Annotated in this window: 10 protein-coding genes; 2 read left to right on the forward strand and 8 right to left on the reverse strand. The window is 35.8% G+C overall.

Annotated features, from left to right (window positions below; all coding sequences use genetic code 11):
• Positions 1 to 181: 181 nt before the first annotated feature.
• From J7604_RS18780 to J7604_RS18805, 6 genes are all read right to left on the reverse strand, one after another.
• Positions 182 to 808: a hypothetical protein gene (locus J7604_RS18780; RefSeq protein ID WP_293899038.1), complete on the reverse strand. Its 627-nt coding sequence runs from the start codon at positions 806 to 808 to the stop codon at positions 182 to 184.
• Positions 809 to 968: 160 nt separating this feature from the next.
• The gene (locus tag J7604_RS18785; protein ID WP_293899041.1) at positions 969 to 1754 is read right to left on the reverse strand and encodes a nucleotidyltransferase domain-containing protein; all 786 of its coding nucleotides are present in this window, start codon (positions 1752 to 1754) and stop codon (positions 969 to 971) included.
• A 199-nt stretch (positions 1755 to 1953) separates the two neighbouring features.
• Positions 1954 to 2532 (reverse strand): hypothetical protein, encoded by a 579-nt coding sequence (locus J7604_RS18790; protein WP_293899044.1) that lies wholly within the window; start codon positions 2530 to 2532, stop codon positions 1954 to 1956.
• 45 nt (positions 2533 to 2577) lie between these two features.
• Positions 2578 to 3126: a hypothetical protein gene (locus J7604_RS18795; RefSeq protein ID WP_293899047.1), complete on the reverse strand. Its 549-nt coding sequence runs from the start codon at positions 3124 to 3126 to the stop codon at positions 2578 to 2580.
• Positions 3127 to 3153: 27 nt separating this feature from the next.
• The gene (locus J7604_RS18800; RefSeq protein ID WP_293899050.1) at positions 3154 to 4224 is read right to left on the reverse strand and encodes a M42 family metallopeptidase; all 1071 of its coding nucleotides are present in this window, start codon (positions 4222 to 4224) and stop codon (positions 3154 to 3156) included.
• 170 nt (positions 4225 to 4394) lie between these two features.
• The gene (locus tag J7604_RS18805; RefSeq protein ID WP_293899053.1) at positions 4395 to 5945 is read right to left on the reverse strand and encodes an acyl-CoA carboxylase subunit beta; all 1551 of its coding nucleotides are present in this window, start codon (positions 5943 to 5945) and stop codon (positions 4395 to 4397) included.
• 234 nt (positions 5946 to 6179) lie between these two features.
• Between J7604_RS18805 and J7604_RS18810 the strand changes: the two genes are divergently transcribed.
• Both J7604_RS18810 and J7604_RS18815 read left to right on the forward strand, forming a co-directional pair.
• Positions 6180 to 7121 (forward strand): phosphatase, encoded by a 942-nt coding sequence (locus J7604_RS18810; protein WP_293899056.1) that lies wholly within the window; start codon positions 6180 to 6182, stop codon positions 7119 to 7121.
• A 358-nt stretch (positions 7122 to 7479) separates the two neighbouring features.
• Positions 7480 to 9183 (forward strand): hypothetical protein, encoded by a 1704-nt coding sequence (locus J7604_RS18815; RefSeq protein WP_293899059.1) that lies wholly within the window; start codon positions 7480 to 7482, stop codon positions 9181 to 9183.
• Positions 9184 to 9246: 63 nt separating this feature from the next.
• On the opposite strand, the gene J7604_RS18820 is transcribed toward J7604_RS18815, so the two are convergent.
• Together J7604_RS18820 and J7604_RS18825 are read right to left on the reverse strand one after the other, a co-directional pair.
• Entirely contained in the window at positions 9247 to 10869 is a 1623-nt protein-coding gene (locus J7604_RS18820) for a DUF4139 domain-containing protein (protein ID WP_293899062.1), read from the reverse strand.
• A gap of 69 nt (positions 10870 to 10938) precedes the next feature.
• Entirely contained in the window at positions 10939 to 12597 is a 1659-nt protein-coding gene (locus J7604_RS18825; protein ID WP_293899065.1) for a DUF4139 domain-containing protein, read from the reverse strand.
• Positions 12598 to 12712: the final 115 nt, after the last annotated feature.

The following is a 12712-nucleotide window of genomic DNA, read 5'->3' on the forward strand; positions in this document are numbered from 1 at the left end:
CTATTCATCTATATGGCAATGGTAAGACTTGTAGCTGTGGTGTAGGCTTGATCTGTTTCTCTATTATATAAATTCATCATCATGCCTTATAAAAATATAGTAAAAGTGCGGCGAATAAAATACAGTTCTTAAGCTACCTCATTCACCCCCCATTGCTGCAGCCTGATGTTAGCAGCAGATTTTATTTATCAAGATCCAAGCTGTCTTTTTTCTGACTTTCCAATGTATTTATTGTAGTATCCGTAAAATCAATTGTATCAATCGGCACTGATTCATCAATTTCTTCATCACCCGATCCTATTACTCTTTTACATTTAATTCCTTTTGTATTAGTAATTGGCTTGATTCTTCCATTTTTAGTATCAGCATACCAAGCTTTGATAATTTTATCGTAATCATTCTCATCATCTGTATCAATTACCAAGGCTATTATTTCTTCATTTGAAACATTGCCCTGACTACAATTACCATAAGCTATAAATTGATTCTCTTTAACATTATCAATGTAAATGGTGTCGAGAATCTTAAATTTTACTTTCCCATTTTCTGACGGTTTAGAGATCTCGTCAAGAATTATAATGTGTTTATCTTTTTTTTGCAAATGAGTAAATCCGAATCTAAAATCTCCTTCTTCATCTTTACTAGATTCTATTACAGATCCACCTATTTCATCATAACCCTTAAAATCTGGGAGTTCATTTGCGTCTCTAAAAACCTTGCCAAACATAGGATTATCCTTATTTCCAAAGTTTTCGCATCCAACTAATATAAGTATGACTAATAAGGCTATTAATATATTTATTTTCATCAATTTGAATAAGCAGTTTAGGTTGTTGATGTTGCGGGTTTGAAAGTAATGTTCTATCATCCATTGCAGGCCCAGCATGCTTTATTAAATTATAATAAAAAGGAATGTTTTTTATAACTAGAATGAAATTATCATCCCCCTCCCATCATATTAGAAGTCGTCAATTAGCACTTTTTTCAATTTCACCTAAATAACATAGTACTTCTTTTTGGGCTTCATTTCTCAATTCTATTTCATTATTAAAAAGCTCATCCCTTAGTTGCTGATAAAGTCGTACAGAGTTTTTTACGCCATCTAACAATGAAGCTCTATTATAGCTTGGCATTGTAAGTTTTAGTTCAGCTAAATCTTTTTGCGATAATTCTTTTTCTACTTTCCTGACACCACGTGGTAAATTACCATTCTTAATATGTAATAAAGGTCCAAATACGACCATTCTCAAAAACCCGAAAAAATCATATGCTTCGAGGTATTCTCCTCTTCCAATTTTAAGTAATACATAGTGTATCCATGTCCAAAAACGATCCTCAATCCATTGATAGTCGGGATAAGGAAATTTGGGAATGGAGAGATTTATAGCATTTTCTAGTAGCCCACCTTTATCCAGAAGTAGTGTTGGTGTTTCAATACGATAGTTAAACTCTTCAAGCGTTAAAAATTTAATATCAACATGAAGTAATGGATTCTTATATAGACAGATTAACAATCGTGCTTCTCCTACATGTTCTCCTGTAAATCCTGATATAAAATCGCCAATGCTTTTTGCATAGTCAATCATTCTATTTTTATCAGACGAAATTTTTTCTTTTGTAACAAGGATCAAATCCAGATCCGAGAATTCGTCAATTTCATTTGTTATCCATGAACCTGCAACAGCCAATCCGATCACATTTTCATCCAATTCTAAAACTTGTTTCGCTTTATATGCAAAGTTTTTTTGTATCATATTTGTGAAGTTTATGTCTAATTATGGTTACTGTTAAAGTGTAAATTGTCGAGGTGGCGGTTTTATAGAGCTCCTTTATCCTACGGCGGCTATTAGCACGCCTTATAAAAATTAATAAAAAAGTGTAGTGAACAATGTACTACATTTAAATTTTCTGATTTTCGACTCTAGCTGCAATCTGATGTTAACATTAGGCATTTTATTCTTTTTCATTATTGCCCGCATTCAACCCCTTTATATATTTATATGGATCCTTCAAAAAGCGATAGTTATTAGATTTTTTTATTAGTTCAATAATTTCTTCAATATTGGGATTCGCTAATATTCCATTCCTATCCATAAATAACCAATCATACTTTTTCCCAAGGTCTAGCATATTTAACAAGAAGTATAAATTCTCTTCTCGCAAATCTGTCCTAAATGATAATTCTTCAATTTTACTTGTTTCTTGATTAAGACACATAAAAGCATCAATATCCAAGCTCTCTGCATAGTATTTCCAGCTATGCACTATTTCATTATTGCCATATTGTGCTCTTGATATTAATTGATCTATCTCTAAAACAATTTTATTTGAATCAACATCAGCTAAGTTCCAATATTCTTTAGTCATTGATTCAAAGTAACCAGAATTTGTATTGATAATAATCCTTTCCGGAATTCTTCCACATTTCATGAGTAGACCAACTCTCGGAATCACCACTAAATAAAATTGATAGATTGCCATATTGATTTTTTTACCCTTCATACACGAGCCCAGGGAGTAGAGAAATTCCATCGTTTTAGAAAAAGTGATTAGGTTTTGGAAATTCAACCATAACAATCACATCATAGGATTTTCCTTCTTCCTCTTCTTATACAAATGCCAAAGCACTCCTATCAGCATTCCGGCAATTCCTCCCATATAGCTGAAGTTGTGCATGGTTTCAACAGCTTTAAAAGATACAGGATCCGAAATACCTTCAGGAAATGAAGAAATATGGTGCGTTGAATTTATTCCCGTTAACAATCCTGTTAGTCCAGAAAAAAAAGCAATGATCATTGTTACAAAATAAGCCTGAAGTGTATGCTTGAACATATCTTTCTGATCTTTGTGCATAAAACCAGCCAATGCCAGTATTATTCCTAATAGAACTCCAACTTTCCAGGAGTTCTGAAAGCCGATAATAGCAGCTCCGATACGCTCATTTCCTGGCTTTGTCCAGTTAGACATATCTGCACCAAAAACTTGAGGGAATCTGAACTTCAGAAAAAATTCAGGAGAGACTGTATAAGAAATCTGATCGTGCATAGCACCATAAAGGCCCGCTACAAGTGGGGCAATCATTAACAGCAACATCAGTGTCAGAGGTTTCATATAGTAGTTATCCATACAGTCTCTCCTTTAATATTTATAAATTTATTTTATATATCTGAAGTCATGACCAGCAGGCAGCTGAAGCAGAAATTCATACATTAGATTTATTACATTTTCGACGTCCTGCTTAGAAACCATTTCAACAGTAGTATGCATATACTTCAATGGCAATGATATCAATGCAGAACAAACACCACTGTTGGAATAAGCAAATGCATCTGTATCCGTACCTGTTGCTCTATAAGCAGAAGCACGCTGAAAAGGAATGCCTTTCTCTTCTGCAGTTTTGATAATCATTGAAAGAAGATTGTTCTGAACAGCAGGACCATAAGTAAGCACAGGACCTTTTCCGCATGATAAATCTCCGTTCTGAATTTTATTGTATGCAGGCGACTGCGTATCATGACAAACATCTGTAACAATAGCAACATCAGGTTTTATTCTGTGAGCAATCATCTCAGCACCACGCAATCCTATTTCTTCCTGAACCGCATTTACAACATAAAGAGAATAAGGAAGCTGATTACCATTTTCCTTAATTCTTCTTGCAACTTCTGCGATCATGAAGCCTCCGATTCTGTTATCAAGTGCTCTTCCAGCATAAAATTTATTATTCAATTCAGTGAAGTCATCTTCAAAAGTTGCCACGCAACCTACATGCACTCCTAATGCTTCTACTTCTTCCTTAGACTCACAGCCAAGATCAAGGAAAAGGTTTTTCATTGTAGGCGGTTTGTCGTTTTCATTATCTCTCACATGAATGGCAGGCCATCCGAAAACGCCCTTCACTACTCCTTTGGAGGTGTGAATATTAACTCTCTTTGAAGGTGCGATTGCATGATCGGAGCCTCCGTTTTTTCTCAGATAGATGTATCCATCTTTTGTGATATAATTTACAAACCAGGAGATCTCATCTGCGTGTGCCTCTATTACCACTTTATAAGGAGCTCCAGGATTTATAACCCCAACAACAGTTCCATAAGTATCTGTAAAGTATTCATGAATGAATGGCTTGATATAATCCAGCCAAAGTTGCTGCCCCGTCCATTCGAAACCTGTGGGAGAAGCATTGTTAAGATACTTCTCTAAAAATGTCCTGCTCTCTTGATTCATAATTTATATGTCTTATAGTTACTCTTATGTCTTTTAAAGGTTTAACCTAGATTAATCATTTGAAAAATATTGTTGTTAATCAATTCATTAGAATTTATATTAAAGTAACTGCCTATATTGATTAACAAGACTTTTCAACTAATAATTATTTTGAATTTTGAATTTAAAATTTACAAAGGGATATTTCCATGTTTTTTCTTTGGCCTTGCTACTGACTTATTTTTGAGCATTTCGAAAGCTGAAATCAATTTTTTCCTTGTTTCCTCAGGCATGATAACTTCATCGATATAGCCCCTGCTTGCGGCCAGGTAAGGGTTGGCAAACTTATCGGTATATTCATCTATTTTTTCCTGCAACTTTGCTTCGGGATTCGGAGCCGAGGCTATTTCTCTTTTAAAAATAATTTCAGCAGCTCCTTTTGCCCCCATTACCGCTATCTCAGCAGTAGGCCAGGCATAATTCAAATCAGCACCAATGTGTTTGGAATTCATCACATCATAAGCTCCTCCATATGCTTTCCTTGTAATTACTGTAATCCTTGGAACGGTTGCTTCTGAAAATGCATAAAGAAGTTTAGCTCCATTAGTAATAATTGCATTCCACTCTTGTTGAGTTCCAGGAAGAAAGCCAGGAACATCTTCCAACACAAGTAAAGGAATATTAAAACAATCGCAGAAACGCACAAACCTTGCAGCTTTTGTACTTGAATTAATATCTAGTACACCTGCTAATACTGCAGGTTGATTTCCCACAATACCAATACTTCTGCCTGCCAGTCTGGCAAAACCTACGACAATGTTTTCAGCAAAATTCTTATGTACTTCAAAGAACGATTCCTCATCCACTATATGATTGATCACGTCTCTCATATCATAAGGTTGATTCGGATTATCAGGGATAATTGAATTTAATGAAGGACGAAATTCATTTCCCGAAGCGTAAGCATATGAAGGGGCATCTTCGTCACAATTCTGCGGAATGTAACTCAGTAATGTTTTAATATAATCAATGCATTCTATTTCATTGGCGCAAGCAAAATGTGTAACTCCACTCTTCACACTATGAGCAGATGCCCCTCCAAGCTCTTCGGCAGTTACATTTTCATGTGTTACTGTTTTTACTACATTTGGACCAGTAACAAACATGTATGAAGTGTTCTCCACCATCATAATAAAATCTGTAATTGCGGGAGAGTATACAGCACCTCCTGCACATGGCCCCATAATTGCAGAAATTTGTGGTACCAAGCCTGATGCAAGAGTGTTTTTATAAAAGATATCTGCATATCCTGCTAATGAAACAACTCCCTCCTGAATTCTGGCACCACCTGAATCATTAAGGCCGATTAACGGAGCACCGTTTTTCATGGCCAGATCCATTACCTTACAAATCTTTTCGGCATGTGTCTCAGACAATGAACCGCCAAATACCGTAAAGTCCTGGCTGAATACATACACCAGTCTCCCATTCACTTTTCCAAATCCGGTGACAACACCATCCCCAAGGTATTGCTCATTTTCCAGACCAAACTCCCTGCTTCTGTGCGTAACAAACTTTCCGGTTTCCTCGAAACTTCCTTCATCCAGTAGCAATCCAATTCTTTCTCTGGCAGTAAGTTTTCCTTTGGAATGTTGAGCATCATTACGCTCTTTGCCCCCACCCTTTATTGCATCCTGATTTTTCTTCTCAAGAAGTTCAAATTTTTCTTTGGTTGTTTTCATTTTAGCTCTAAAGATAAACTTAGAATTCAAAATAAATTCTGAATCCATGAAAATATCAAATTTCTTCTTTCTTTGTGAGAAAGCAATCAAATTTCAACAAACATCCTGATATTCAAAATAGTAAAATCATTGCATAAACATTTTTAAAAATCCAGGCTTACTTATATTGGTAAATTTCATTTTCCATCCCCAAAAACACGGGTAATTCCTTATCTTGTCAAGATATTTTTATATATGGCAACTAGAAAAATTGCGGTTATCGACTTGGGAACGAATACATTTCATCTGCTGATTATAGAGACGGAATCAGATGGATATAAAGTTCTGTTTAAGAAAAAAACTTCTGTAAAAATCGGGCAGGGAGGGATAACAAAAGGAGTAATCAGTCCGGAAGCCTTTGACAGGGCGTTTGCTACGCTTTCCGAATTCAGAGAAAAAATGGACGAGTTTGGGGTAAATGAAATATTTGCCACCGGAACCAGTGCAATAAGAAGCGCTAAAAATGGTGAAGATTTTATCCGAGAAATAAAAAACAGATTTGATATTTCTGTCCATGTCATCTCTGGAGAACGTGAAGCTGAGCTTATTTATCATGGAGTTAAAAATGCACTAAACCTTGGGATTGAGAAAAGCCTTATCATGGATATCGGAGGGGGCAGCGTGGAATTTATCATTTGCAATTCTGATAAAATTTTCTGGAAGGAGAGCTTTGAAATAGGAGCTCAAAGAATGCTAGACCTCTTCATACCTTCCGATCCTATTCAAAAAGATCAGGTAAGTCAGGTTGTAAATTATCTTGAAGAAAAATTACCAGCCCTAACTGCTGCAGTCCAAAATTTTCAACCAGACCTGCTGGTCGGTTCTTCCGGAACCTTTGATACACTTGCTGATATAGACTCTCTTAGAAAGGGGATTTCATTGAACGATAAGCAAAAGGAATACGATTTGCCTCTCGATAGCTTCAGACAGACATTTCAGGAGGTTCTGAAGAAAAACAGAGCTGAGCGCATGGTTATCCCCGGCATGATAGAAATGCGGGTCGACATGATTGTTGTAGCCTGTATACTCATTAACTATATAGTTGAGAAATATCAGCTTGAAAAAATCCGAGTATCTGCATATGCTTTAAAAGAAGGTGTGCTATCTAAGGCAATTAATTATGAATCGATAAGCTGAGAAAATAAAAAAAAGGCGATGCTTAATCATTGCCTGTTGCTTTGCCCTCTTTAAAGAGAAAAGCCTAACTTTTGAAATCTAAAACTTTTTGCTTTCAATATTTAACTTTTTAGCTCTTATCTTTTCCTTATCTCATCAGCATAGGTTGTGGATTTCCTACAAAACAATATCCCTTTCTTAGGCATAAAGCGATTACCTTGCATGAAAAACAGTCTTCATAAGACTGCATAGCGTGATGAAAATATACTTTTGAAAAAAAATATTTTCTTTTTAAGATTTTTCTTATCTAATTTCAGATACTCAAAAAGTTTAATTTTTTTTTACGTATAAAACCCTACAATTATTTTTTTTAAAACCAATGAAAAAAACAATTTTACTTTACTTTCTTTTTATATCAGTCATTTCAATAGCTCAGAAAATTGACCTTGATAAGGAATACATCAACATTAAATACATGGATTTACCGAAATCCGGAGTGCTTAACGAGCTGAAAACCTATTCAGTGAATCTTTACTCTGATCCCGAATACCTCGGGAAGCTGCAATTAAAAGATGTAGATATTGAGAATGCCGTATATCTTCAGGGATTTGAGTATGTAAAAGATTCACGCTCTGCCGACATCATACTTGATGTAATCATCGATAAATATGAAACAATTTCTGAATCCATAGAAAATACAACTTATGAGTCAAAGGATGCACAGGGTAAATTAATTCAAATGCCGGGTTATTATGTCTTATCGAATATGATAGCTCCGACATTCGTGAAAGTAACAGACAACACAAATGGAAGGGAGATTGAAAATATTGGATTTGCAACAGTTAATCAGCCTGTAATTCTTAAATCCCAGACTTTTCCGAACAAGCAGGAAGCAATTAACTATATTCAGAAAACACTTCCTGCAAAGAGATATGATTATTTCGTAACGACTTACAAAGGGCTCTTTAACAATACATTTGTCAATCTGCGTGCTAGTCATTGCTTTCAGCCAACTAGCGTGAACGATATTATGTGGAGAGTTGACCTTAAGAAGAATCCTGAATTCGCACAGTTTAATGAAGAACTCAATAAGACAGTAGCAGCATTAAAAGCTATCACACACACCCAGTCGCTTGAAGCGACCAGAACGGTACTTGCTCCATCTTTAAAATATTGGCAAGACAATGCTTCTAAAATAGATGCTACTGACAAAAAGATGAGAAAGATCAAATATGCATACCTCATAAATCTTGCGCTTTCTCAATTCTACCTAGAGCAGCTTGACGACTGCGAAAAAACCTGTAACGAGATCATTGCAAATGACTATGATGCTGGAGATGGTAAAAGAATCCTTTCTAATGTGACTTATTTGAAAAAATGTTTTGCAGCCAACAATACAGTTACCAGACACCTTGAAAGGCCCGGAATGAATTCAACATTAAAGTTTCGCCCGGCAGGAAACATTATGCAAATTACCCGCCCGAAGCCAATAATACCAAGAGAAAAACCGCCAATGGGTTATGTCGCATTACCTGGTTACCTAATCGACTTTGATAACAACAGAATTGATGGCGAACTTTGGATATATAACCTGGAAAGTGAGGAGAGCTTTATTTCTGAACACCATAAAGCATTATTTGTGATGGACACTCCGGACGGACAAAGGAAAATGAATATCACCGCTGACAATACAAGTAAACTGGTTCTAAATAAAGTAACTTTTGAATCTATAAAATACAGAAATCCATCGTTAGGTTCTGAGCGTTATCAACTATTCAGAATAATGCATGAAAATGATAAAGTGAAAGTATATAAACATTATGCCACTCCCATCCTTGATAACAACAATTATATGCCTTTTAAAATGAAAGAAGGTGCTAGCATATGTCTAATGAAAAAGAGTGATCAGAAGATTGAGGTGATGGGGCATTTGCTGCCTAACAAAGTTGCCGATAATACCATTAAATTCTACAATGATTGTCCTGCAGTAAAAAGTAAAATTGAAGCTGGCGAATTCAAAAATATGCAATCAATAAATTCGCAGATAAGTGTTGCGAAGTTTTATGCGGAAAGTTGTAAGTAACCAATAACAGCAATAAACAAAAGGAGGTCAGAAATATTCTGACCTCCTTTTGTTTAGATAAATCTATAGCCCGCCTACTGTCTTATTCTTAGGATACTTCACTGAATATTTGAACAATACCTTCTTTGTCTCTCCCGCTCCCAGGCTTAACTTCCATTGAAGCTTACCATTGTCTTTATTATAAGCAGCTCCACCTGTATCTATTGCTTCTACTTCGATCTGACTGTTTTGAGAAACAGGAATCTGATCTTCTACAAGTATATCTATACTCTCCTTCTTTGTATTTCTCACTTCAATTTCAAAAGCATATTCTTCTTTTTTATTAGCTCCTATAAAGTTCTTCTTTGTGAAGTCTTTTATCTTATTTCTCTTTACAACCACTTTCTTATCTCTTCCCAATGAAAGAGCAAGAGTATCATTAGTGTTGTTAACATCAATGAAAGACTCACCGACAAAGGTTCCTTCAAAGAAGATATTTGCATTGCCTGACAATAAATTCAGTTCATCCCAATCGGTTATATGGCCCACCAGAAACGCATCCTGATCTATCTTAGGCACAGCAGTATATTGATAACTAGCTTTTACTTCATGACTTTGAATGTCTACAAGTTGTGGAGTATTTCCAGTAGGGATTGTATATGGCAAAGCGATATCAAATTCCATGGATGTGGCATTTTCTACAACAGTGGTGTAATCACTTACAGACATTGCGGGGGCTGGAGCAGCAGAACCTGCAGCATAACCATCCCATGACATTGATTTGACTTCTTTCTTTTTATCGGTCTCGTCTTCGCTTTTGTATCTAGGAGTTCTGACCACCGGCTTTGGTTCATAGAAATCAAGATACCATGGGTACAACTCCGGTTTTGCTCCGCCAAGAGCAGGATTAGAAGATGACAGTTTAACCTTGACTTTATTCCAGTCTAAACCTGTGTTCTGATATACCTGAGCCTTATAGTTTAGCTGCACAGTACCTTTGGTATCTTTTACCCTTATATCATACAACGGATACCATCCTGCATCTGCTACAACATACTGTAGTTCAAGCTGGGCATAACCTCCTGATTTAGATGAAACCGAAATTGTAACTTTGCTTGTATTCTTATTTCTTTCATTAAAAAGATCATTGAATTGCCTTTGAAACCTGTCCGCTTTCTCCTGAATCACTTTTAGCTTTTCATCAATATCAATAACCTCATTTTTAATTTCTTCAAGTCTCTCTCTGTAGAAATCTGCAACATCCTCTAATTGATCAGCAGTAATAGTATGCTGCTCTCCTTTCAGGCTTTGGTTTGCAAGAATCATTTGTTCTTCCTTTGCATACACATCATTCAAACTTCTCAGCTTTCTCGCTTCTTTCTGATAAAAGCGAATCGAATCTTCAAGAGCGATCATTTCTTTGCTCTTCTTCTGTGGATCTACAAAATTCAGTTCATGCTTTACTGCCATGATCACAAAATCACCTTTCCCCGAAACCTGAATACTTTGTTTGTCAATGCCAGCAGGAAGCCCGTCAATCAAGAGCTCATTAGAGCCAGGATCCAGCTGAGTATTTATAGAGCTCGTCACCTGAGCTTTATTAAGGAACACTGTAACCTGTTTTATTTCCGCTTTCAGGTTTTTCTTATCCTCAGCAAATGCCTGTAACTGCATAAGAATGCAGGCCACAATAAGAAGTCTTTTCATACTATTTTGCTATTAATAACTATAAATTATTCAATGAATATCGGTAATAGAATTCAATATTTTAAATTCTTACAAACCGGAAACTATTTTATTTTTAGGATATTTCAATGAATATTTAAATAAAACTTTCTTTGTTTCTCCAGCCCCGATATTCAGCTTCCACTGAAGCTTTCCGCTAACCTTATCAAAAATAGCTCCTCCTCCATCTATCAGCTCTACTTCGATCTGATTGTTTTGTGATACCGGAATCTGATCTTCAACCAGGACACTTATGCTTTCTTTCTTGGTATTTCTAACTTCAATTTCAAAAGCATGTTCTTCTTTCTTGTTCAGTCCGACAAAGTTTTTCCTGGTAAATTCTTTTAATTTATTTCTCTTAACCACCACTTTACTATCTCTTCCTAAAGAAAGGGACAACGTATCACTTGTATTTTGCGCATTTATAAAAGATTCGCCCACAAAAGTACCTTCAAAGAATATATTGGCATTTCCCGAGAGAAGATTTAGAGTTTCCCAATCCGTCACATGAGCCACCAGAAACGCGTCTTGGTCAAGCTTTGGAATAGAAAAATATTCATAATCTGCTTTTACTTCATGACTTTGAATGTCGACCAGTTGCGGATTATTTCCTGAAAGGATTGTATAAGGCAGAGCGATATCAAACTCTACAGATACTGTATTTTCTACTACTTCAGTAAAATCGCTGATGGGTTTGGAGAATGTTAATTTATTTTTTCTGCTTTTAGTCACTATTACCACTTCTTGCAATACTAAGTCAGCTGTATCTGCATCAATTCCTTTGTAAACCACTTCCTCATCCTTGGCGACCTCCGGTTCTAAAAATTCGTTCATACTTCCAATAGGAGGTTCAATATAAAAGTCAAGGTACCATGGATCCAGATCTGGTTTTGTTAATCCCAAAGTTGGGTTAGCTGTAGAAAGTTTGAGTCTCGCATTATTCCAATCCAAGCCAGTGTTCTGATACACATGAGCTTTATAGTTAACTTGAACAGGACTTTTGGTATCTTTAGCTCTTATATCATATAAGGGCGTCCAGCCTGCATCGTTTACCACATACAGAAGCTCTAGTTGAACGTTTCCTGCAGACCTAGCGGAAACAGAAATTGAAATTTTGGAGGTATTTTTATTCCTTTCGTTAAAAAGATCATCCAACTGTTGCTGAAAGCGTGTGGCTTTCTCATTAAGTTCTTTTAATTTATCATCATTGTCAATCAGAGTAAAACGAACATCTTCCAGTCTTTCTCTATAAAAATCAGCAACATCCTCAAGCTGATCCGCTGTAATCGTCTGCTTTTCACCTTTTATATCTTTATTTGTCAAAATCATTTGTTCTTCTTTCAAAAGCACGTCATTCAGACTTTTCATTTTCCGGGCTTGAACTCTATAAAAACGAATTGAATCTTCCAATGCAATCATTTCTGTACTTTTCTTCTGAGGATCAATGTAATTCAAGTCATGCTTAACAGACATAATCACAAAGTTTCCTTTACCGGAAACCTGAATGCTCTGTTTGTCAATACCAGCAGGCAATCCATCTACAATAAGCTCATTAGTACCTTCTTCAAGACTAGTCTGAAGTAAACTAGTCACTTGGGCTTTGTTCAAAAAAACAGTTACTTGTTTTATATCTGCTTTAAGATTCTTCTTATCATCTGCGAAAGCCTGAATCTGAGCAAGTAGTAAAATAAAAATGCAAAGTCGTTTCATGATTGGTATTGAGGTATTTAATAATTCGAACAAGATATTTTCTTAGGTAAAAGGTAAAAGCTAAAAGTTAAATGTAAAGCTATTCAAAAGTTTCTACTAAAAGCAATAGATGTGC

Origin of the sequence: Sporocytophaga sp., assembly GCF_017745095.1 — a bacterium.
Classification (GTDB): domain Bacteria; phylum Bacteroidota; class Bacteroidia; order Cytophagales; family Cytophagaceae; genus Sporocytophaga.